Raw genomic sequence first — 21,324 nt, 5'->3', positions numbered from 1 at the left:
TTGTACCTCCTAGCGCGACGATTGCAATTCAGCCTGCACGTTGGCGAACTTTTGCAAAGTTTCTTGGAGATTGGCGTGAATCGGAATTTTCTTCTTGTTCAGTGGGCAATCCGTCAACCAGTTGATCCATTCATCTTCCTTGAGAAAAGAAATTGCGACGACAGAAGCGACGACCAACACAGCACCAATTAGACCAAGCACCGCACCAAGACTCGCTGCTACTATTCCCATGATCGAAATGTCAAAGGCAACAACAGCGGTGCTCGCAATAGTGAATACAGAGCCCAAGATGCTCGCAATCTGCGCATTCCTTAGCCCTCCCTGTCCCCTTTGATCAGAAATCCCCGCATCAACCCCATCAAACCAAACAGAAACCATAGCCGCAGGCAACAAGAACTTGAATGCCGTTTTCTGAAGACTTCTAAGCTGCCTGAGATTCAACGTGTCCAACCCGATCTCAAGAACCTTTTCCTTGTACACGTTGATCCCTCTGATGCCCTTGAAGACCGTTTCTTCATACGCCTTGGCGCGCCAATCCGCGATCGAGCCGATGCTCTGCAAGACATTGCCTGCCATTTCCGCCGCGGTGCGTCCGTCGGGGTTGACGATGAGCTGCCCGCCCTTCAACAAGCTGGCGCCATAGTCAAAAACACCTCCCAACATTGCCGCCCGTGAGCCGGGCGCCGCGCCTATCGCTCGAGCCATCGCCGCTTCACCGGACTTGCCCTTTTGAGCCGTGGACAGTTTGGTCAACTTCTCGGCCCGCCCGAGCATCTGCGCCCGCCTCACGTCATTCGCGCGCAATTGCAAACGCTCGGCTTCGTTTTCTACCGTGCGTCCCAATGTGCTGATGCCCGTCAGGGCCATGTAGCGGACCAATTGCGCTTCCTTGCGGGGCACGGGCAGTGCGGCAAGGCCCGCAACCATCTTGACGCTCATCAGAGTCATCACATGCGCGGGCCAGGCCAGTTTGCGCAGCCTGCCGCTTTCGCCGATGGCGGGAAACGCTTCCATGAACGCAAGAGCTTTGTCGCCGAGTCCGACGCGCCCGGCGAGCAGTTTGAGCTTGACCGCCAGGCTCTCCAGCAGTGGAGCGCTGGGGTCGGGTGCCGGCAGCGTTGCCGGCTGTCCCGTCTGTCCTTCTGTTTCCAACGCCTGCCGAAGCGAGGCCAGGTGCGCGAGGTTGTTGAAACACAGTGTGCGCGACAATGCGTTGTCGCCCCAGAGGTCCAACTGCTCCAGCCATCTGCGGCCCCAATCGTTGCTTTCGGTGCCCGCCAGGCACTGAGCCAGTTGGAGGCTCAGGTTCGCTCCGCCCCCAGGTCGATCCACGCGCGTGTCCTTGCCGCTGTAGCGGCCCATTACCTTGAAGAGAGATGGACTGACCAGCCAACGGCCCTGATCCTCTCCAAGCCTGGAGCGGAGGGCCTCGACCTTGTCGCGCACAGTCTTGTGTACGGTATCGACAAAACGCGTGGCCGTCGCTTCATCGAAAAGCCGAGTGAAGTGCGCATCCATCTGCTGAGTGACAGTTGCCTCTTGCTGAGCTCTGTTGCGGTCCCTGTTGGCATTTCGCGCGGCCAGTGCCGCTGCGCGCGCCTCGGGATCTCTTGGCAACGGCGTATGAAAACCCTTGGATTCTTCATAGCCGGTGCTGATCGCTAGAAAAGCTCCTTTCTTGACAAGATTCCGCAAGCCTTGTGCGCTCACCGCCGTCTGGAGAACCCATTCATTGGTCACTCCCTTGGCAAACCCGCTGGCTTGTTCGATCTGCCAGTGGCTGTACGGAGCATGGGCCTCCGATTGCAGGTGTCCAAGTTCTTGCGCGATGCCCACGGCATCCTCGCACGCCACCACCGCGCCTTTGTGGCGTTGCAGAAACTCGGCCATCTTCCTCAACCTCTTGCCATGAGCGTTGTCGTAGGTCGGGCCGATGCGTTTTCGGGTGTCGTAGGCCACATCGTCGAGCCCGGTGAATTCACCCGTGACCGTCATTCCTGGCATTCGGACCTCCACCTGCTCGTCATAGTCGCCCCAGCCCCGCTCCTGCGCATTGCTGCCCATCAGCCCGTACATCTGCGGCTCGCAGGCATCGCGAACCGCCTCGGCGCTCAGTGCGCTGAACTCCACCACCTGCCCATTCAACTGCCCGGGCTGCAGCGTGTCCTTCTGGCTCGTGCTGCCGCTCGCCCATCCCGCAACGTCGAAGCCTTGCATGTACTCGCCCAGGTTCGGCTCGATCACTTTCTTGAGGTGTTCGTAGTCGATCGGGTCCGGGTGGAACATGTAGTCGAGCCTGGTGACGTTTTTCGCATCGCGCACCCACACCATCGAGTTGTTGGCCCCTCGAAGCTCCATCTCGCACGCCGGGTGAGGCTCTGCCGTCTGGGGCAGCGTCACCGGAAACTCGCCCAGGTAGCCATGCGGATGCACGATGTAGCCCTGCCATTCAGGGGGAACGCCCTTGCGCTCGATGCGCACGTAGATGTAGCCCGCACGCAGCATGCGCACGTTGTACAGCGCCGCCTGCATCGGGATGCCTCCGGGGCGGGCTTGCAACTGGCCCATGGGTTGCAGCGGCTTGAGGGCGTCCATGCTTTTGGTTTGAGCGCTGTAGGCCGCCGCATAGCGGACAAACAGAATGGGCAGGCCTTTGCGGTCGCAGTTCTTGCAAGGTGTGGCGCAGGGCATCAGGAGTTTCTTTCTTTTCTTATCTCGAGGACACGGCATCGGCGTATGCGGTGCCAAAACGTAGATCCGGCTGGCGGCGCAACGTGTCCATGACCCGGGCGAGCAGAGCGGCTTCGCTTGGCGATTGCCAGAAGGCCTCGCGCTTCGTGTCTTGGGTCGGATGTGCTCGCCAGGTGAGGTCGACGAAATCTTCCAGGTCGTCGCCGCCCAGGCTCAGGCTCCGGCCTTGGGCCAGCAGGCGGCTCATCGCGGCACCGTCGGGTTGCCGGTCGACGCGCACGCCATTGCCGGCCAGCCGCGCCCAGACGCGATGGCCTGCCGGCGACGAATGCGCGGCCCACCATTGGGGCAGGTCGAAGCTCAGACGGCCGAGTGCCGATGACGACAGCGGTTCGGTGTCGCCAGCGGGATTGGCGAACGCCTGGAACCACTCGGGCTCGCGAGATGTGGCCGAAACGTCCTGCTGCACCAGGTCGACCAAGGCCCATGGCCCCCACGGCTGCTCCAGCGTCCACCAGCGCCGCACGGGGCCGAGCCACTGTCGCCGCTGTGCATCGGACAGCACGGGCCATGCACGCTGCAGCACGCGCGGGTCTTGATAGCGCAAAAGGCGCGCGCTGCCATCGGCGGGTGACAGTTGATCGCCCAGCACCGCCCAATGACTGGCAATGGCCACGGCGATTGAGTCGCTGAAGAGAACGCCGCACAGGGGCTGCTGCATCTGGCGCTGCTCGGCCTGCACCCAGGCTTGCGCGAGCCACCCGGGCAGATCGCTGGCGGCCAGGCGCGCGAGCATCGGGTCCGTGGATGAATCGGCCCAATGCTGCGGCAACTGCAACAGACAGGGTGCATCCTCCTCGCGGTGCTTGAAGTGGGGGTCGGGCACCGTCACACGGTCCTCGGCCATGGCGGGGTGGTGTTCCCCGATGGCGGCGGTCAACGCGCCGGCATGCCAGTTTTCGAGGACGAGGTAGGCTCGCAAGGGGCGTCCTCCGGCAGCGTCGAGCGCTCGAGCCTCCGTGTTGAATGCCGATCGGAGATGGCGCACCAGCGCAATGCAGCGCGGGTCCGGGGGGATTTGTTCGGAAAGCGTCATGGGATCAGCGTGCCAACGAGCCCGCGCCTTCGTGGCCTGCGCTGCTTTCCCTGCGCTTGCAGTCCGATTCGCTGTGCGGCTTGATCCGCAGGCTGCTCGGCCCCACCAGGCTGTGCGTTGCGGCATGTTCGCGCCAGATGCCCAGCGTGCCGTGTTCGATGCCGTCCGCGTTCCAGCGGGTGTAGCTGGAGCCGCCGTTGATGAGCACTTCGTCCCTGGCGGTGATCGTGATCCTGCCGGCCTCCAGCTTGATGTTCATCTTGGCCAGCACGTTGATACTGGCCTTCAGTGCCGCGATGTCGATGTCATTTTTCGCGGCGGTCATGCGGATGCCGGCCTTGCGGGCGAACAGGCGCACAGCCTCCTTTGCACTGACAAGCAGGCTCTTGCCTGCGCTGATGCTGGCATGCCCGCCGCTGGTGATGGCGGCATGCTCGCCACTCACGATGTGCGTGGTGCCGGCGGCCGTGGCCTGGATGCCCGCCGGGCTGGCCAGCGTCAGGTGCGGCTCCTGAAACTCCGGGAAGAGACCGCTCGTCGGATCGCCGCCCCTGCCCTCGATACGGTCGTTCTGTTCCTTGAGGCTCTTCGTAACCTCGTCCTGGTCGCCGCTGTCGTGCGCCCTGATTTCCTTCGCGGCCAAGCCGAGGCTTGCGTGCAGAGCGTGTGCGTGTGCGAGCCTGGCAGTGGTCTCTCGCATGTCGGTGATATGGGCCTGCGCATCGAAGCGGGATTCAGTGCTCAGCAGCAGGCCGTTCGCGGCGCGCATCACGCCGTGGCCGTCGGTGCGTAATTCGAAGCCTTGGCCTCGCGTGTCCTTACGGCCTGAAACGTCCTCGATGCGCGCGATGTGCCCCAGGCTCAGGCTGGAGCTCTGATGGTCGCTCTTGAGTTGTGCCTGGATCTTTCCTGCAAAGTCGTCGAGCACCATGTGGTTGCTGCGCCCGCCACCGAGTTCGCGGCTGCGGATGCCGGTGAGGTGCTGCTGGTTGGGAAGGGCCCAGGCCGGCATTTCGTCGGCGTTGTGCACGCGGCCGGTGACGATGGGTTGGTCGGGGTCGCCATTGAGGAAATTGACGATGACCTCCTGGCCGATGCGAGGCAGTGCGGACATGCCGAAGTCCGCGCCCGCCCAGGCCGTGGACACGCGCACCCAGCAACTGGAATGCTCATTGCTCTCGCCGATGCGATCCCAGAAGAACTGCACCTTGATGCGGCCGTACCGGTCGGTCCAGGCTTCCTCATTGGCCGGCCCCACCACGACGGCGGTCTGAGGACCGCGCGTGCGCGGCTTGGGCGTCGTGCGTCGCGGGCGCCATGCGGAATCCGCGGGCTGTGCATCGAAGGCGAAGCGCTGTACCGAGCCCTCGGCGCCGTTCTTTCCCTCACTGGCCTGGATGCTCTCTTGCAGGTGGTAGCCGACGCCGAGCAGCAGGTATTGCCGGTTCTGGTCGTCGCGCGGGTGGCCGGCAAGTCGAAAGGTATAGCCCGGCGCCAGTCCACGCAAGTTGGAGCGGCCCCTGGCCCGGCTGCGCTCGCTCAGTTGCTCCTCCATGCGGATGTGCGCGTAGTCCTCGCCATCTCTGTAGTGAGTGAAACCTCCGGGCCATTCGTATACCTCGTGGCTGTCGTGATCATGGCCGGACGGGATTTGCCGTTGGCTCGTCAGCTCGGCCCTCGGCTTTTCAAAGTCGTAGTCGTCGGCGTAGTGGCGACCGGAGCGGATCTCCTCGGCCTGTTCCCATGCATGGATGCGCTCGCTGGCCTCCCGGCCTCCCGACATGCCCGACTGTTCATGGGGGTGGTAACGCACCGTCTCGCCGCCGGGCAGCGGGGCGTGCGAGCTGCCGATGTCGTCTGCGAACACGAGTACGTGCTGTGCGGCTTCGTGCCGGAAGTAGTAATAGATGCCTTCGTGCTCGCATAGGCGCGAGACGAAAGCGAAGTCGCTCTCGTTGTACTGAACGCAGTAGTTCCAGGTGCGGTAGCTGCGGCTGAGCTTCTGTTCGACCGGATGGCCATAGCGGCCGAGCACGGCATTCAGGATGTCGGGAACGGTCTGCTCCTGAAAGATGCGCGAGTCGCTTCGGCGAGTGGCAAGCCATAGCCACGGACGCAACCGCATCCTGTAGAACGACTGTCGCGCGTCTTCCTGTGAAAGACCGAGGCGCGTGACGATGCCGGCAAGGTAGCGCGGGGCGCCGCTTTCGGTTTGCATCGAGACGGTGGCGACCTGGCCCAGCAGCGCCTTGGGGTCGATGGCGTTGCTGTCGCCCAGCAGGTCGACCTCGAACACGTAAGGCTGGCTGAGCGCTTCCCGCCCGACCAGGCGATGAAACTGCAGCGCTGCGCCCAGGGGCGTCTGGATCGTGACGCGGCGGCTCATGGCAGCCGCAGGCGGGCGGACGCCTTTTCGAAATTGAACATTGAACTCCCTGAATTTGCCTGCCGCTGCGGACGAGGCCAGGCTTTTTCGGGATTATGTAAATCGATGTATCGAGCAAGAAAGCCCTCGAAGCAGCATCCGAAAGGGCGGTTGCAGAAAGCGTGAACGAGTGCAGCCTGTTGACGCTTTCGGCCAACGATTGGTTAACTAGTGGAAACCCAGCGCCATCCCGACAAAGGTATCGCCCGCGCCGCGAAACGGCGCCAGTTCAGAACTGCGTCAGCTGCCCGTCCACGAACACCTGCAGCTCGCCCGGGGCGAACTGCGTCCACGCCTCGTTGGTGGTGAGCGGTGCGGTCACCACCACGGCCACGCGGTCGTTGGGCGTGGTGTGCTGCGCGAAGTCGATTTCCAGGTCTTCGTCCGACAGCTGCGCCGTCACGAAGGGGTGGCGGCGTTCCACGTACCAGAGGTTGGTCGAGGCATGTGCCCACAGCGCCTGCCCGTTGGACAGCATGAAGTTGAAGGTGCCGTGGCTGGCCAGCTGCGGCGCCAGTTCGCGCAGTGTGAGCGTCAGCTCCTCGATGCTCGGCACGCCCGCGTGCGACTTGGCCAGCTCCTGCATGATCCAGCAGAAGGCGTGCTCGCTGTCGGTGTTGCCCACCGGATGGAAGTTGCCGTGCAGGCGCGGACGGAATTCCTTCAGGTCGCCGTTGTGGGCGAACACCCAGTAGCGCCCCCACAACTCGCGCACGAAGGGGTGGCAGTTCTGCAGGTTGACCTCGCCCTGCGTCGCCTTGCGGATGTGCGCGATGACGTTGCGGCTCTGTATGGGGTAGCGCCGGATCAGCTCCGCCACCGGCGAATCGCAGGCAGGCTGGTGGTCGACGAAGTGCCGCAGCCCGCGGTCTTCGAAGAACGCGATGCCCCAGCCGTCGGCATGGTGGTCGGTGCGGCCGCCGCGCTGCGCGAACCCCGTGAAGCTGAAGGTCACGTCGGTCGGCGTGTTGCAGTTCATCCCTAGCAATTGGCACATGGCTGCGATTAGACCGCGATTCGCGCGGCCGATGCCACGGCCGGCTACCTGGCCCTGCTGCCAGGCTGTGCCGCGCTACCGCAGGAACCGGCCTTCCTTCGTCACCCGCACCATCTCGATGAAGCGCGAGCCGGTGTTGCTGGCGCCGGTGAAGTCGATCTCCATGTTGCTCACGCGCAGCTTCATGGCCTTGAGCGTGGCATGCAGCTTCGCGCGAGTCAGGTCGCGGCCGGTGCGGCGCAGCGCCTCGATCATCACCATCGCGTTCACGTAGCCCTCGTAGCTGAGGTAGCCGATGTCCACCCTGGCGCGCTCGGCGAGCTGGCGGTATTCCTTCGCGCCGGCGTCGACCTCGCTCCAGGGGTAGGGCACGATTTGCGAAATGGCGAGGCCGCTGGTCTTGTCGCCCACCAGCCTGGCCGTGACGTCGCCGGGCACGATCGACATGCCGTAGAACATCTGGCGCCCGCCGGCCGTCCAGGCGGCCTTCATCACCTCGCCGCCGATGCCGCCGCCCAGGTACATGATCACCGCCTGCGCCTTGCTGTCGGCCAGCGCCTTGCCGGCGGCCTCGTTGGTGCTGCCGTCGCCCTTCACGGCCACCGCCGCCTCCGGCTTGAGCTTCAGCGCCGTCAGTGCCTCGCCGACCAGCTTGGCGACTTCGGCGCCGCCGGGGTTGTCGAGGTACGCCACCGCGATGCGCGTGACGCCGATGGTCGTCAGGTGCTGCACCAGCGCTTGCGCCTCGCGAGCGAAGGTGGCGCGCACGAAGTAGCCCGAGCCGCCGACCTTCTCGCGCGCCGAGTCGGACACCGCATAGCCGCCCACCAGCGGCGCGCCGCTCTGGTTGAGCACATTGGCGGCCGCCGCCGTGGTGCCGGAGCCCACGCAGCCGAAGAAAGCGAAGGCGCGGTGCTCGCCCAGCAGCTTCTCGTAGTTGGCGACGGCCTTCTCGGGCACCAGCTCGTCGTCGAGCGACACCAGCCTGATCTTGCGGCCCGAAAGCCCGCCCTGCGCATTGACGGCGTCGAAGGCCAGCCCCGCGCCGGCCATCACCACCTTGATCGGCACGCCCAGCGGGCCGCTCAGGATGCCGGTGTGGCCGAGAACGATCTCGGTGTCGGTGACGCCGCTCTCGGCGGCCAGGGCGGATGAAAGCGGGCCGAAGCCGGCCACGGCCACGGCCGCGGCAGCGGTGGCGATGAAGTGTCTGCGGTGCATGGGGCCTGATCTCGATACAACTTATAACAATTGAATGCGAAAGGCCTGCATTCCGCCTCCGGGGTTTACCCCGTCTTGCGTGACGCGTCCGAGGGACCCTGGCGCAGCTGCCATGCGGCGCACACGGCCAGCGCGCAAAGGCCGGCCAGCATCGCGAACACCTCGTCGAAGGCCGCGAGCCGCGCCGGGCTGGTCATCGGGTTGGCCAGCGAATCGCCGTGCGCCGCGAGGCGCCACTCCAGCACGATGGCGCACAGGCTCACGCCCGCCGCGCCGCCGAGCATGCGCACGAAGTTGATCGCGCTTGCGCCCTGCGGGATCAGCGGCTTGGCCAGCGGCCGCATCGAGCCCAGATTGAGAGAGGGCAGGATGAAGCCCAGCCCGATGCGCCCGATGATCGCGAAGGCCACCAGCAGCCACAGCGCGCTGTCGAGCCGCAGCACCATCATCAGCGCGAAGGAGGCCGCCAGCAGCGCGAGGCCGATGGTCACCAGCACCCAGGTCGGGCGCCTGTCGGCCAGCCGGCCCACGCCGGCGATGGTGAGCGCCAGCACGATGCCCGCCGGCAGCAGGATGGTGCCCACGTGCGAGGCCGACAGGTGAAGCCCCACCTGCATGTACACGGGCAGCAGATAGGTGGAGCCGAACAGCGCCGTGCCGTAGATGAAGGCGACCACGCTGCCCATCGCGAACTGCCGGTAGCGAAAGAGCGCGAGGTTCATCAGCGGCGTGCCGCCCGAGGCCGCGAGCCGCCGCTGCCACCACACGAAGACGCCGAAGGAGGCCAGCGCGCCCGCCAGCAGCAGCACCGCCTGCAGCGGTGAATCGCCGCGTAGCGCCACCAGCCCGTTGAGCAGGCACAGCGTGCCGACAGTGCCCAGCGCCAGTCCGCGTGCGTCGAGTCCGTCGCCGCGCGTGGCCGCCACGCCGCCGGGCGCGGTCTTGGGCACGAACTTGTAGGCCAGCCACAGCGATGCGAGGCAGAACGGCACCACCATGAAGAAGATCGAGCGCCAGCCGAACAGGTCGACCAGCACGCCGCCGATGCTCGGCCCGATGGCCGGCGCCAGCACCACGCCCATGCCGAAGATGCCGCTTGCGCGCCCCTGCTCGTGCGGTTCGAAGGCGCGCAGGATGATGATGGCCGGAATGGGCTGCACCACGCCCGCCGCCAGCCCCTCGGCCACCCGCGCGGAAAGCACCAGCGAGAAGTCGTTGGCGACCCCGCCCACGATGCCGCCCGCCAGCAGCAGGAGCATCGTGCCCACGTAGGTGCGGCGGTAGCCGTAGCGCGACAGCAGCCACGGCGTGGTGAGCATCGACACCGTCATCGCCACCATGAAGCCCGAGCTCACCCACTGCGCGCGCTCCTGGCCGAGCGAGAAGTGGTGGCTCATGCCGGGAATCGCCACGTTGACGATGGTCGAGGACATGATCGACGCCATCGTCCCCACCATCACCGACAGCAGCAGGTACCAGCGGTAGCGTTCGCCATAGCGCTGGCGCAGCGTGCCGATGGAGGGCGGGGCCGGCGTGCTCGCGGCTTCTTGGGTCTGTGGGGAGTTCATGGGGCGGCGGAATGTCTCGGGTCCGTCGTCCTACAAGCATATCGGTCTTTGCACCGCCGGGACTGCGCGGAGCGGCCGCACAATGCTTCCGCTGTCCCCTCCGCGTCAAGAAGATCAAGACAAGAACATGGACTCTTCACCCGACGAACAAGCCAATGCCCAGCAGGCTGCCATCGAGCCCGAGGGTGCGCCTACGCTTGCGGCCGAACTGGCCTCGCCGACCGTCAGCCGCGCCTATCGCTGCCAGTGCGGCCGCCCCGTGTTCCTGCGCAACAGCGAATGCCTGGCCTGCCACACGCCGCTGGGCTATGTGATCGACCGGCTCGGCGTCATGCCGCTCGCACCGGCATTGGGCGAGGGCGCGCAGCCCGACACCTTCACCGTGTTCGGCGATCCGCACGGCAACACCTACCGCCGCTGCGCGAACCTCATGACCCCGGCCTCCTGCAGCTGGATGGTGCGAGCCTCGCGCGACGGCGAACAACTGCCCGCCGACACCCAGGGCCTTGCGCCGGGCTACTGCCTGGCCTGCAGCGTCACGCGCACCATCCCCGATCTCTCGCTGGAGAGCAACGGAGAACTCTGGCGCAAGCTCGAAACCGCCAAGCGCCGGCTCATATCGCAGTTGCTCGCGCTCGGCCTGCCGGTGGTGAGCCGCCATGTCGATCCCGTGCACGGCCTGACCTTCGACTTCCTCAGCAACATGCCGGGCGGCCCGCACGTGATGACCGGCCACCAGCACGGCGTGATCACCCTCAACGCAGAGGAGGCCGAGGACACGGTGCGCGAACGCATCCGCGCCGAGATGCGCGAGCCCTACCGCACGCTGCTGGGCCACTTCCGCCACGAGATCGGCCATTACTACTGGGACCTGCTGGTGCAGCCCACGCAGTGGATCGACGACTTCCGAGCGCTTTTCGGCGACGAGCGCGCCGACTACGCCGCCGCGCTGCAGACGCACTACGAGCAGGGCCCGCCGCCCGACTGGGCCGACCGCTTCGTGAGCAGCTACGCAAGCACGCACCCGTGGGAAGACTGGGCCGAGACCTGGGCCCACTACCTGCACATGGCCGACACGGCAGACACCGCGATGAGCTTCGGCGTCGACGCGACCAACGTCGAGCTCACGAGCGACCTCTTCACCCCTGCCGACCTGTGGCAGCCCGACGATCCCGACGCCGGCAGGTTCCTCGACTTCATCAACGGCTGGGTGCTGCTCACCAATGTGCTCAACGAGCTGTCGCGCAGCATGGGGCAGCCCGACTACTACCCCTTCGTGCTGCCGCGCGTGGCAGTGGGCAAGCTGCAGTTCATCCACCGCGTGATCACGCATCAGCGCCCGGGCGACGCGCCGTCGATGGTGGTGGCTGGCGATGTGGCCGACCCTGCACCCGGGCAGGTGCAATCACAGACGCAATCGCAAAGCTCCGGTCAGCCCTGAGGCGGCGACTCGCCCGTCGCGCAGCGCATGCAGATGCACGCCAGCCCGCGCATGTCTTCCGGCAGGTTGGTGAGAGGCGCCTTGCTGAAGTCGACCTGCATGCACCAGCAGGGCGGCTGCGCCTGGCCTGTCTCGCGCTCGATCTCCATCGCGCAGCGGTTCGGCTCGCCGCACAGCGGGCAGCGCGTGGCGTCGATCAGGCCGGCCGGGGCCTCCACCGTGGTGGCCATCATGAAATCTCGAAAGGCGGCAGCTTCTTCGCCACGATGCCGTTGCGCAGCGTCGCGTACACCGGCAGGCCGCCGCTGTAGGCCGGGTAGTCCTCGCCCTCGATCAGCGGCAGCAGGTAGCGGCGGCACTTCTCGGTGATGCCGTAGCCGTCGTCCGAGATGAAGTCGCGCGGCATCGGCTTCTCGACGTTGGCGACCGATTCGAGCGGCGCGCTGCCGAGGCGGTAGGCGTAGGGCACGTCGGAGATGCGCTCGATGGTCGGCATCACCGCGTTGCGGCCCTCCAGCGCGAGCTCGACCGCGCGCTGTCCCAGTTCGTAGGCCTGCCGCACGTCGGTGGCCGATGCGATGTGGCGTGCGGCACGCTGCAGGTAGTCGGCCACGGCCCAGTGGAACTTGTGGCCCAGCGCTTCCTTGACCATCTGCGCCACCACCGGCGCGGCACCGCCGAGCTGCGCATGGCCGAAGGCGTCGCGCGTGCCCTGTTCGGCAAGGAATGTTCCGTCGGGGTGGTGGCAGCCTTCGGACACCACCACCGAGCAGTAGCCATGCTGCTTCACCAGCTCGTCGACGCGCGCGAGAAAGCGCGGCTTGTCGAACTCGATCTCGGGGAACAGCACCACCACCGGAATGCCCTGGTCAGCGGCGAGTCCGCCGGCCGCCGCGATCCAGCCCGCGTGCCGGCCCATCACCTCGAGCACGAACACCTTGGTGGAGGTGGCCGCCATCGAGCGCACGTCGAACGAAGCCTCGATGGTCGACACAGCCACGTACTTCGCGACCGAGCCGAAGCCCGGGCAGCAGTCGGTCAGCGGCAGGTCGTTGTCGATGGTCTTGGGCACGTGGATGGCCTGCAGCGCATAGCCCATCGACTGCGAGAGCTGGCTCACCTTGAAGCAGGTGTCGGCCGAATCGCCGCCGCCGTTGTAGAAGAAGTAGCCGATGCCGTGCGCCTTGAACACCTCGATCAGCCGCTCGTACTCGCGGCGGTTCTTCTCCAGCGACTTGAGCTTGTAGCGGCATGAGCCGAAGGCGCCCGAGGGCGTGGTGCGCAGCGCCGCGATGGCCTCGGCCGAATCGGCGCCGGTGTCGATCAGCTCCTCGGCCAGCGCGCCGATGATGCCGTTGCGCCCGGCGTAGAGCTTGCCGATGCGCTCGGGGTGCCGGCGCGCCGTCTCGATCACGCCGCACGCCGAGGCGTTGATGACCGAGGTGACGCCGCCCGACTGGGCGTAGAAGGCGTTGGGGATGGACATGCGCGGGATTGTCCTGCAGCCCTCCGGCGGGCGCCAGTACCGCGGCGTGTCGGGATGTCAGCGGTTTTCGAAGATTGGCGGGCGCTTCTGCAGGAAGGCGCTCACGCCCTCGCGGAAGCTGGGCCGGTCGATCAGCTCGCGCTGGCGCTCGCTCTCGTAGTGCAGCTGTTCCTTCAGCGTGTGGTGCTCCGAGGCCTCGAAGGCTTCGCGTGCTTCGAGCACCGCGTGCGCCGGCAGGCGGGCCAGGCGCTGCGCGATGCTCTTTGCTTCTTCGTGCAACTGCTCGTCGTCCACGCAGGCCCAGATCAGGCCCCACTGCACCGCGCGGCCCGCGCCCACGCGCTCGTCGAGCAATGCCATGCCCATGGCGCGCGCACGGCCCGCGCGGCGCGGGATGGCCCAGGTGCAGCCCAGGTCCGGCACGATGCCGAGCTTCGGCAAGAAGGGCAGGTAGAAGTAGGCGCTGCGCGCCGCGATGGTCACGTCGGCCGCGAGCGCCAGGCCCACGCCCGCGCCGGCAGCCGGGCCATTCACCGCAGCGACCACCGGCACCGGCAGCGTGCGCAGCGTCTCGATCAGCGGGTTGCTCAGGCTCTGCATCCACTCGGCGGTCTGTGTGCCGAGCGACTTGCCCTCTTCGGGCGGCGCCATCGCACTCAGGTCGGCGCCCACGCAGAAGGCCTTGCCGGCGCCGGTGAGGATCACGGCGCGCACCGACCGGTCGTCGCGGATACGCTCCAGCGCGTCGCGCAGCTCGATCTGCAGATCGCGCGCAATGGGGTTGAGCTTGGCGGGCAGGTTCAGCGTCAGCGTGGCGATGCCGTCGGCCTGCTCCTGAAGGATGAAGGGCTGTGGGGTGGTGTCGGAACTCATGGCATCGATGGTTCGATGCGCGTGGGGGCCGGTCAAGCCGGGGACAACCCGTGGAGGCGAAGTCGCCATGGCGACCATGCGCCGGCATCGCGCGAACGCAGCGGCATCGCGGCCGGCTGCGCGTCGGACACGGTGATGCACGACGACTCCAGCGCCGACACCAGCACGCGCCGGTGGTCGGTGCTCTCGAAGCGTTCGCCGGGCTCCAGCACGATGTCGCGCGTGTCGCTGTCGATCGTCACCCACACCGAGCCACTGCGGCATTCGATGCCCACGCCTGCGCCGTCGGGCACGGCAAAGACCGAGCGCTTCGGCAGGCTGACGTGGAAGCGGGAAGTGCTGGACGAGAAGGTCACGGCGGGAGAAGAAGACGAGGCGGCGGTCGAGGAGGCGGAAGAGGTGCTCATGGCAAGCTCCATTGCATTCACTATGCGAATGAATATAGTGAGCCGAAGCCCTCCTTGCACACGGTCATTCGGAACTCATTGCATGCGCTCAGAGAATGCGAAAGCCCCCAGCACGACCGGCGGCGAGCTTCCCCCGCTCGAACTGCTGCGCAGCTTCGAGGCGGCCGCGCGCCGGCTGAGCTTCACGCTGGCGGCCGGCGAGCTGCACCTCACGCAGTCGGCCGTGAGCCGACAGATCCAGCAGCTGGAAGCCAGCCTGGGCGTGCTGCTGTTCGAGCGGCGTCACCGCGCGCTGTCGCTCACCGAGGCTGGCGGCGTGCTGCAGCGCGCCGTCACCGACAGCCTGGAGCGCCTGCGCGACGCCACCGCGCGGGTGCGCGCGAGCTCGGCGCCGCGCCAGGTGGCGATCACCACCACGCCGGGCTTCGCTTCGATCTGGCTCATTCCGAAGCTGGCGCGCTTCACCGGCAGCCATCCGCAGGTCGACGTGCGCGTGTCGGCCACGCTGGACGTGCTCGACCTGGAAAGCAGCCGCATCGACCTCGCGGTGCGCTTCGCGCCCATCGGCCGTGGCGCGGGGCCGGCGCTGTTCGAGGAGTCGGTGATTCCGCTGTGCTCGCCCCGGCTCGCGGCATCGCTGCGCGCGCTCTCGGATTTCCCGAAGCTCACGCTGCTGACCGTGGAGTACCCGGACCACAGCGAAGCGCCCACCGCCGACTGGGAGCCTTGGCTCAAGGTGATGGGGCTGCAAGATCTGCGCATGAAGAGCACGCTGCGCTTCACGCAATACGCCGATGCCGTGTCCGCCGCGGTGGCGGGGCAGGGCGTGGTGATCGGCCGGCTGCCGCTGCTGGGCGAACTGGTGCGCGACGGCCGGCTCGTGGCGCCGCTGGGCGAGGGCGCCGCCTCGCATCGCGGCTACTTCATCGAGATGTCCAGACGCGCCGCGGGCAACCGCGATGCGCAGGACTTCGCGCAATGGCTGCGCGAGGAGGCCGAGGCCGCGCAGCGCAGCAGCTGACCCGGACGATCAGCCCGGCAGCAGCACCTTGTTCACGACGTGGATCACGCCGTTGGACTGGTACACGTTGGCGATCGTCACCATCGCCGTGCCGCCCTTGGCGTCGGTCACCATCACGTTGCCGCCGCTCATCGTCGCGGTGAGCATGCCGCCGCTCGCGGTCTTCAGCATGGCCTTGCCGCCGCCCGCGTTGATCGCGCTCTTGAGCGCCGCGCCGTCGAGCTTGCCGGGCACCACGTGGTAGGTCAGCACCTTGGTCAGCGTGGCCTTGTTCTCGGGCTTGAGCAGCGTGTCGACGGTGCCTGCGGGCAGCGCCGCGAAGGCCGCGTTGGTGGGCGCGAATACGGTGAAGGGGCCGGGGCTCTTCAGCGTGTCGACGAGGCCCGCTGCCTTCACTGCGGCAACCAGCGTGGTGTGGTCCTTCGAATTCACCGCGTTGTCGACGATGTCCTTCGTGGGGTACATCGGGGCGCCGCCGACCATCGGGTTCGACATGCCGCTGCTGCTGTTGCCGCTCATGCCCATGCCGCCCGCGCAGGCTGCGAGGAGGACGGACACACTGGCTGCGATCACGAGTTTCTTCATTGAAGTCTCCTGGAAAGGTGATGGGATGGTTCTCGAGGCTCTCTGTGGAAACCGCCAACAGCTCGGAGGCGCGATGCGCTTGATCCTGATACGTTGCCCGCGCGCGATTGGATTCACTTGCCTCGTCACGTAGGCTTTGCACCACACAAGATGCACGCGGCGCTTGCGCATCGCATGCGCGATCGACAAAATCCGCCCTTCGTTTTTTCGGCAACAGTTTTTTGCTCCCACCGTGCCCGGTGACGATCAACCTCCCGGGCGCCATACCAATCCAATGAACCGTTTCCTGAACACCTGACCCGCACACCGACCGCCCCGGCCGATGTGCATCCACGCATCCGCCGAGGCCCATCGACAAAGGCCCCGCGCAGCCATTCGCCGGGGCCTTCTTGTTTTTCGGAGTGTGTGCACATGAGTGCTCAACGAAGGGCCCGTGACGACGACAAGCGTCTGGGTCGGTTCTATTTTTCGGTGCCGAACGCGGCACCTCGCAATCCCGTGGTGGCCGCTCTGGCGCGCCGCGAAGCAAGCCAGAAGGCGGGGCGCCACCTGCGCACCCACAGCGCTGAACGGCGCGCGCAGAAGGTGGCGTTGCAGAAGGCAGCGCGCAACATCGTGCAGGAGGACTGACCATGCGTGAAGACATGGACAAGGTCATCGTCGAACGGCCGCGCCGCGGTGGCGGCGTGCAGGGCGATGGACGCAAGTGGCGCAACAGCAAGGAGCGCGGCTCGCGACTGGGCATGAAGCAGGGCTACGAATACCCCAAGGGGCTCAACGAGAACCTCGCGCCGCTCAAGCGCTGGCTGCACAAGCAGGTGCACCGGCCCTGGGACAAGGTGTATTCGGAGCTTTGCAGCACCATCGATCGACGCAGCGTCGTGCAGGCGCATATCTTCGAGCACATCGACGACTTCGTCGAACGCGATGCGGTGATGCACGGCGGGCAGGTGCTGGTGCGTGCGGGGTGGTGGGGCCGCGGTGAGCGCGTGCCGCTGGAGGAGGCTTCGCGGGTCAAGCTTTTCGTGCACCCCGCCACCGGCATCCTTTTGCCCAACCGCCGGTTTTCACAGGCTCGACGGCGTGAGCGCGGCGGCACGAAGGCAGAGCTGTCGTTCGTCGTGATCGACGAACTCACGCAATGGCACCGCGTGAACGGCGACTGGTTCGAGATCACCTTGGCAGCCACGCCGCCCATGAAGGCCCCGGGTGTCTGGGACAAGCGTTTCGACGTGCTGCGGCGCTGCTTCGTCAGGACCACGTGTGCGTGGGGCCGGCCGGAGTTCGGCGTGTCGAGCAACCGGGCCATGTACGGGCGCGACGACGTCTATGCCGCAACCAAGCGCCAGCTCAGCCGCAAGGAGATCCGCGCGCGCCTGGGCGAAGACATCTGAAGCCATTCGTCAGGTAGAGGCAAAGTCGCATCGCGCATGATGCAGGCGCCGCGCCATCCCCGATGAAAGAAAGCACGATGAATCTCACCGCCTCCAACTGGTTCCTCTGGGCCGCCCTCTCGGCCGTCTTCGCCGCGCTGACGGCCATCCTCGCCAAGCTGGGCCTGGCCGGCGTCGATTCCGACATGGCGACGCTGGTGCGCACCGTGGTCATCTTCGCGGTGCTGCTGGTCTTCGTGAACGCCACCGGCAAGTGGACGAACCCGCTGCTGCTGTCGCCGCGCACCTGGCTTTTTCTCGTGCTCTCGGGGCTCGCGACGGGCGCGTCCTGGGTCTGCTACTTCCGTGCGCTCAAGGTGGGCGACGCCTCGCGCGTAGCCCCGGTCGACAAGCTCAGCGTGGTGCTGGTGGTGCTCTTCGCGGTGATGTTCCTCGGCGAGCGTCCTTCCGGCCGCGAGTGGGCCGGCGTGGCGATGATCGCGGGCGGCGTGCTGATGCTGGCGATCAAGCGCTGAGCTGCGCCGAGGCGGCCCGCGCAGGCGCGCGCGGCAGCAGGAAGAACGCCAGGTTGCCCGCGGCCAGCATGCCCGCCACCGTGAGGAACACCGCGCGAAACGGCTCCACCCCGTTCGCCACGGCCCACGACGCGGCCACGCCGGTGGTCCACTGCATCAGCGAGACGCCGAGGAACATCGCCATGTTCATCAGCGCCATCGCGCGCCCCGTCATGGCTGCCGGGTAGGCGTTCTTGGTGTACGCGTACTGCAGCACGCTGTAGCCCGACAGCAGGCCGTAGATGATCGGCAGGCCTATGTCCACCAGAGGCGAATGCGTGAAAGCCATCGCGCCGAACATCAGCGCACCGGCGAAGGCGCATCCCATCATCCAGTGCGTGCGGCGCACGCCGCCCGGGTCCATGCGGCCGAAGAGCGTGGGGCTGATCATGCCGGCGACCGTCATCACCAGCGCGACGTTGCCGCTGGCCACCAGCGAGAGGCCGTGGCGGTCATGCAGCACCGGGCCGAGCCACAGCCCGCGCAGCGTGATGAAGGCCGCGTACGACACGCAAGCGAAGCACAGCAAGCCCAGCGTGTGCGGCATCGCGAACAGCGGCAGCAGCTCGCGAACGGCCTTGCGCAGCGACTGGCGCTCCATCTGTTCCGGGGGCGCAATATCCACCGCCCGCGCGGGCTCGCGCACACGCCAGAAGATGATCAGCCACGACAGCACCGCGAACGCCCCCAGCACCGCATAGCCCACGCGCCACGACGAAGCCTCGATCAGCAGCGCCAGCGGCGTGCCCGTGAAAAGGATGCCCATCCCCGCCAGGCTCATCACCAGCCCCGACATCGCGGTGAAGCGCGAGGCATCGAAGTGCCGCGCGATGAACACCGTGCAGGCCAGGAAGGCCGGCGCGCAGCCCACGCCGATCAGCGCCTGCCCCAGCAGCAGCGCATGGAAATTCGGCGCCATCGCGCAAAGCACCGCACCCGCGATGGCCAGCGGAAAGGCCGTCAGCACCGTGCGGCGCACGCCGAACATGTCGATCGAAACGCCCATCGCGAGCTGCATGATCCCGAACATGAAGTGGAAGGTGCCCGCCCAGGAGCCCAGCTGCTGCGGCGTGAGCCCGAAGTGGCTGGTGAGCGGCGTGGCCATCATGGCGCCGACGGTGCGGAAGGCCTGGCTCAGGGCGAAGGCGGTGGCCAGGGCCACGAGCATGGCGGCCGCGGAGGAGGTCCAGCGCGGCGGAGGCGGCGATGCCGCGTTCGTGTTCATCGGGGAAGAGGGGCGGGAGGCGAAAGAGGAGCGCCGTCGATGCTAACGGCAGGCCGCCCATCATGCAGAACGGCGCCCTCGGGCGCCGTTCGTCGCGTTCGTCAGGCCCGGCGCGATGTCGGGCCGGGGAAGGCGATCAGGCCTCGCCCTTCACCTTCAACCGCCATGCATGCAGCAGCGGCTCCGTATACCCGCTCGGCTGCTCGATGCCCTTGAACACCAGGTCCTGCGCCGCCTTGTAGGCCGCCGAGGTGGTGAAGTTGCCGGCCATCGGCTTGTAGAGAGGGTCGCCCGCGTTCTGCTCGTCGACCACCTTGGCCATGCGCTGGAAGGTCTCGTCGACCTGGGCCTTGGTGACCACGCCGTGCAGCAGCCAGTTGGCGATGTGCTGGCTGGAGATGCGCAGCGTGGCGCGGTCTTCCATCAGGCCGACGTTGTGGATGTCGGGCACCTTGGAGCAGCCCACGCCCTGGTCGATCCAGCGCACCACGTAGCCGAGGATGCCCTGCACGTTGTTGTCGATCTCCTGCTGGCGCTCTTCGGCGCTCCACTTGGCTTCGGCCGCGATCGGCACCTGCAGCAGGGCATTGAGGATGTTGTCGCGCTCGGCGTCGGCGTCGATCTTTTCCAGCTCCTGCTGCACCGCGGTCACGCTGACCTGGTGGTAGTGCAGCGCATGCAGCGTGGCGGCGGTGGGCGAGGGCACCCAGGCGGTGTTGGCGCCGGCCTTGGGGTGCGCGATCTTCTGCTCGAGCATGGCGGCCATCAGGTCGGGCATGGCCCACATGCCCTTGCCGATCTGCGCCTTGCCGCGCAGGCCGCACGACAGGCCGACCAGCACGTTGTTCTTTTCGTAGGCGCCGATCCATGCGCTGGACTTCATGTCGCCCTTGCGGATCATCGGGCCGCCCTGCATGGCGGTGTGCATCTCGTCGCCGGTGCGGTCGAGAAAACCGGTGTTGATGAAGGCCACGCGCGCGGCCGCTTCGGCGATGCAGGCCTTGAGGTTCACGCTGGTGCGGCGCTCCTCGTCCATGATGCCCAGCTTCACGGTGTTGGCGGGCAGGCCGAGCAACTGTTCGACTCGGCCGAACAGCTCGCTGGCGAAAGCCACTTCGGCCGGGCCGTGCATCTTCGGCTTGACGATGTAGATGCTGCCGGTGCGCGAGTTGCCCTTGCGCTTGAGGTCGATGGTGGCGATGGTGGTGGTGACGACCGCGTCGAGGATGCCTTCCGGAATCTCCTTGCCGCCTTCGTAGAGCACGGCCGGATTGGTCATCAGGTGGCCCACGTTGCGCAGGAACATGAGCGAGCGGCCGTGCAGCTTGACGGGCTTGCCGTCGGCGCCGGTGTATTCGCGGTCGGGGTTCAGGCCGCGCGTGAAGGTCTTGCCGCCCTTGGCGACTTCTTCCGTGAGCGTGCCTTCGACGATGCCCAGCCAGTTCGAGTACGCCACCACCTTGTCGGCGGCGTCGACCACGGCCACCGAGTCTTCCAGGTCGAGAATGGTCGAGAGCGCGGCTTCGAGCACCAGGTCGCTCACGCCGGCGGCGTCGCTCTTGCCGATGGGCGTGGAGCGGTCGATGCGGATGTCGAGGTGGATGCCGTTGTGCTTGAGCAGCACCGACGACGGCGCGGCCGCGTCGCCTTGGTAGCCGATGAACTGCGAGGCGTCGGCCAGACCTGTGCTGCTGCTTTGCAGCGCGACGACGAGCTTGCCGTCCTTCACGCTGTAGCCGGTGGCGTTCTTGTGCGAGCCGTTCTGCAGCGGCGCGGCCTGGTCGAGCACGTTGCGCGCGAACTCGATGACCTTGGCGCCGCGCACCGGGTTGTAGCCCTTGCCTTTTTCAGCGCCGCCGGTCTCGGGAATGGCGTCGGTGCCGTAGAGCGCGTCGTACAGCGAGCCCCAGCGCGCGTTGGCGGCGTTGAGCGCATAGCGTGCATTGAGGATCGGCACCACCAGCTGCGGGCCGGCCTGCAGCGCGAGTTCGGAGTCGACGTTCGCGGTCGTGGCCTTCACGCCCTTGGGCTGGGGCAGCAGGTAGCCGATCTTCTCGAGGAAGGCGCGGTACGCCGGCATGTCGGCGATGGGGCCGGGGTTCTTCCTGTGCCAGGCGTCGAGCTCGCTTTGCAGGCGGTCGCGCTCGGCGAGCAGGGCGATGTTCTTCGGCGCGAGGTCGTGGACGATGGCGTCGAAGCCCTTCCAGAAGACGTCGCTGGCCACGCCGCTGGCGGGGAGGACCTTGTCCTCGATGAAGCGATGCAGCTCGGTCGCGACCTGGAGTCCGTGGGCGGTGGTGCGGGCGGTCATGGGGTTTCTCCTTGAGAAAAATGCAATCC

At 66.7% G+C, this 21,324-nt stretch carries 18 protein-coding genes; 5 read left to right on the top strand and 13 right to left on the bottom strand.

Going from position 1 to position 21,324, the window contains the following annotated elements:
• Positions 1-9 precede the first annotated feature (9 nt).
• From QMO14_RS00530 to QMO14_RS00505, 6 genes are all read right to left on the bottom strand, one after another.
• Complete coding sequence (locus tag QMO14_RS00530) at positions 10-2,691, bottom strand: T6SS effector BTH_I2691 family protein (RefSeq protein WP_301503653.1); 2,682 nt, start codon at positions 2,689-2,691, stop codon at positions 10-12.
• A 19-nt stretch (positions 2,692-2,710) separates the two neighbouring features.
• A complete protein-coding gene (locus QMO14_RS00525; protein ID WP_301503652.1) occupies positions 2,711-3,673 on the bottom strand; it encodes a DUF4123 domain-containing protein in 963 nt (320 codons plus the stop codon).
• 118 nt (positions 3,674-3,791) lie between these two features.
• Positions 3,792-6,173, bottom strand: a complete 2,382-nt coding sequence (locus QMO14_RS00520; protein ID WP_301503651.1) for a type VI secretion system Vgr family protein — start codon at positions 6,171-6,173, stop codon at positions 3,792-3,794.
• A 268-nt stretch (positions 6,174-6,441) separates the two neighbouring features.
• Positions 6,442-7,209: a class II glutamine amidotransferase gene (locus QMO14_RS00515; RefSeq protein WP_301503650.1), complete on the bottom strand. Its 768-nt coding sequence runs from the start codon at positions 7,207-7,209 to the stop codon at positions 6,442-6,444.
• Positions 7,210-7,284: 75 nt separating this feature from the next.
• Positions 7,285-8,430: an ABC transporter substrate-binding protein gene (locus QMO14_RS00510; RefSeq protein ID WP_301503649.1), complete on the bottom strand. Its 1,146-nt coding sequence runs from the start codon at positions 8,428-8,430 to the stop codon at positions 7,285-7,287.
• Positions 8,431-8,495: 65 nt separating this feature from the next.
• Positions 8,496-9,998 (bottom strand): DHA2 family efflux MFS transporter permease subunit, encoded by a 1,503-nt coding sequence (locus tag QMO14_RS00505; RefSeq protein ID WP_301503648.1) that lies wholly within the window; start codon positions 9,996-9,998, stop codon positions 8,496-8,498.
• Between the two features lie 127 nt (positions 9,999-10,125).
• Here QMO14_RS00505 and QMO14_RS00500 point away from each other — a divergent pair, with 127 nt between their 5' ends.
• Positions 10,126-11,439 carry a putative zinc-binding metallopeptidase gene (locus tag QMO14_RS00500; RefSeq protein WP_301503647.1) on the top strand — a complete coding sequence of 438 codons (1,314 nt, stop codon included), beginning with the start codon at positions 10,126-10,128 and terminating at the stop codon, positions 11,437-11,439.
• Here QMO14_RS00500 and QMO14_RS00495 read toward each other — a convergent pair.
• Genes QMO14_RS00495 through QMO14_RS00480 form a run of 4 tightly spaced genes read right to left on the bottom strand, consistent with a single transcriptional unit; the run spans position 11,430 to position 14,205 of the window.
• Positions 11,430-11,672, bottom strand: coding sequence for a cysteine-rich CWC family protein (locus QMO14_RS00495; RefSeq protein ID WP_301503646.1), 243 nt, complete (start codon positions 11,670-11,672; stop codon positions 11,430-11,432). The genes QMO14_RS00500 and QMO14_RS00495 overlap by 10 nt on opposite strands.
• The gene (locus QMO14_RS00490) at positions 11,669-12,925 is read right to left on the bottom strand and encodes a 6-phosphofructokinase (RefSeq protein WP_301503645.1); all 1,257 of its coding nucleotides are present in this window, start codon (positions 12,923-12,925) and stop codon (positions 11,669-11,671) included. The genes QMO14_RS00495 and QMO14_RS00490 overlap by 4 nt, the downstream gene beginning before the upstream one ends.
• Before the next feature lie 57 nt (positions 12,926-12,982).
• The gene (locus QMO14_RS00485; protein WP_301503644.1) at positions 12,983-13,798 is read right to left on the bottom strand and encodes an enoyl-CoA hydratase-related protein; all 816 of its coding nucleotides are present in this window, start codon (positions 13,796-13,798) and stop codon (positions 12,983-12,985) included.
• Positions 13,799-13,830: 32 nt separating this feature from the next.
• The gene (locus tag QMO14_RS00480) at positions 13,831-14,205 is read right to left on the bottom strand and encodes a DUF2917 domain-containing protein (RefSeq protein ID WP_301503643.1); all 375 of its coding nucleotides are present in this window, start codon (positions 14,203-14,205) and stop codon (positions 13,831-13,833) included.
• Between the two features lie 82 nt (positions 14,206-14,287).
• On the opposite strand from QMO14_RS00480, the gene QMO14_RS00475 reads away from it, so the two are divergent.
• Positions 14,288-15,226, top strand: a complete 939-nt coding sequence (locus QMO14_RS00475) for a LysR substrate-binding domain-containing protein (RefSeq protein ID WP_301503642.1) — start codon at positions 14,288-14,290, stop codon at positions 15,224-15,226.
• Positions 15,227-15,235: 9 nt separating this feature from the next.
• Here the strand turns inward: QMO14_RS00475 and QMO14_RS00470 are convergent, their stop codons facing one another.
• Positions 15,236-15,751 (bottom strand): fasciclin domain-containing protein, encoded by a 516-nt coding sequence (locus QMO14_RS00470; protein WP_301503897.1) that lies wholly within the window; start codon positions 15,749-15,751, stop codon positions 15,236-15,238.
• Positions 15,752-16,222: 471 nt separating this feature from the next.
• On the opposite strand from QMO14_RS00470, the gene QMO14_RS00465 reads away from it, so the two are divergent.
• From QMO14_RS00465 to QMO14_RS00455, 3 genes are all read left to right on the top strand, one after another.
• Positions 16,223-16,441, top strand: coding sequence for a hypothetical protein (locus tag QMO14_RS00465; protein WP_126183986.1), 219 nt, complete (start codon positions 16,223-16,225; stop codon positions 16,439-16,441).
• 2 nt (positions 16,442-16,443) lie between these two features.
• Positions 16,444-17,205 (top strand): hypothetical protein, encoded by a 762-nt coding sequence (locus QMO14_RS00460; RefSeq protein ID WP_301503641.1) that lies wholly within the window; start codon positions 16,444-16,446, stop codon positions 17,203-17,205.
• Positions 17,206-17,282: 77 nt separating this feature from the next.
• Entirely contained in the window at positions 17,283-17,720 is a 438-nt protein-coding gene (locus tag QMO14_RS00455) for an EamA family transporter (protein WP_301503640.1), read from the top strand.
• On the opposite strand, the gene QMO14_RS00450 is transcribed toward QMO14_RS00455, so the two are convergent.
• Both QMO14_RS00450 and QMO14_RS00445 read right to left on the bottom strand, forming a co-directional pair.
• Complete coding sequence (locus QMO14_RS00450) at positions 17,710-18,984, bottom strand: MFS transporter (protein ID WP_301503639.1); 1,275 nt, start codon at positions 18,982-18,984, stop codon at positions 17,710-17,712. The two genes, QMO14_RS00455 and QMO14_RS00450, sit on opposite strands and share 11 nt — an antisense overlap.
• A gap of 136 nt (positions 18,985-19,120) precedes the next feature.
• Positions 19,121-21,295 carry a malate synthase G gene (locus QMO14_RS00445; RefSeq protein ID WP_301503638.1) on the bottom strand — a complete coding sequence of 725 codons (2,175 nt, stop codon included), beginning with the start codon at positions 21,293-21,295 and terminating at the stop codon, positions 19,121-19,123.
• Positions 21,296-21,324: the final 29 nt, after the last annotated feature.

This window comes from Variovorax sp. CAN15, assembly GCF_030462475.1.
Taxonomy (GTDB): Bacteria; Pseudomonadota; Gammaproteobacteria; order Burkholderiales; family Burkholderiaceae_C; genus Variovorax.
Note: the sequence above shows the minus strand (reverse complement) of the source record. Positions and strands in the feature narration are given on the sequence as shown.

Coding starts and splice junctions, on each gene's coding strand:
- QMO14_RS00445 (WP_301503638.1), bottom strand. CDS start 21,295: ATGACCGCCCGCACCACCGCCCACGGACTCCAGGTCGCGACCGAGCTG.
- QMO14_RS00530 (WP_301503653.1), bottom strand. CDS start 2,691: ATGCCCTGCGCCACACCTTGCAAGAACTGCGACCGCAAAGGCCTGCCC.
- QMO14_RS00470 (WP_301503897.1), bottom strand. CDS start 15,751: ATGGGCATGAGCGGCAACAGCAGCAGCGGCATGTCGAACCCGATGGTC.
- QMO14_RS00465 (WP_126183986.1), top strand. CDS start 16,223: ATGAGTGCTCAACGAAGGGCCCGTGACGACGACAAGCGTCTGGGTCGG.
- QMO14_RS00510 (WP_301503649.1), bottom strand. CDS start 8,430: ATGCACCGCAGACACTTCATCGCCACCGCTGCCGCGGCCGTGGCCGTG.
- QMO14_RS00485 (WP_301503644.1), bottom strand. CDS start 13,798: ATGAGTTCCGACACCACCCCACAGCCCTTCATCCTTCAGGAGCAGGCC.
- QMO14_RS00520 (WP_301503651.1), bottom strand. CDS start 6,173: ATGAGCCGCCGCGTCACGATCCAGACGCCCCTGGGCGCAGCGCTGCAG.
- QMO14_RS00460 (WP_301503641.1), top strand. CDS start 16,444: ATGCGTGAAGACATGGACAAGGTCATCGTCGAACGGCCGCGCCGCGGT.
- QMO14_RS00480 (WP_301503643.1), bottom strand. CDS start 14,205: ATGAGCACCTCTTCCGCCTCCTCGACCGCCGCCTCGTCTTCTTCTCCC.
- QMO14_RS00450 (WP_301503639.1), bottom strand. CDS start 18,984: ATGAACACGAACGCGGCATCGCCGCCTCCGCCGCGCTGGACCTCCTCC.
- QMO14_RS00515 (WP_301503650.1), bottom strand. CDS start 7,209: ATGTGCCAATTGCTAGGGATGAACTGCAACACGCCGACCGACGTGACC.
- QMO14_RS00475 (WP_301503642.1), top strand. CDS start 14,288: ATGCGCTCAGAGAATGCGAAAGCCCCCAGCACGACCGGCGGCGAGCTT.
- QMO14_RS00505 (WP_301503648.1), bottom strand. CDS start 9,998: ATGAACTCCCCACAGACCCAAGAAGCCGCGAGCACGCCGGCCCCGCCC.
- QMO14_RS00490 (WP_301503645.1), bottom strand. CDS start 12,925: ATGTCCATCCCCAACGCCTTCTACGCCCAGTCGGGCGGCGTCACCTCG.
- QMO14_RS00495 (WP_301503646.1), bottom strand. CDS start 11,672: ATGATGGCCACCACGGTGGAGGCCCCGGCCGGCCTGATCGACGCCACG.
- QMO14_RS00500 (WP_301503647.1), top strand. CDS start 10,126: ATGGACTCTTCACCCGACGAACAAGCCAATGCCCAGCAGGCTGCCATC.
- QMO14_RS00455 (WP_301503640.1), top strand. CDS start 17,283: ATGAATCTCACCGCCTCCAACTGGTTCCTCTGGGCCGCCCTCTCGGCC.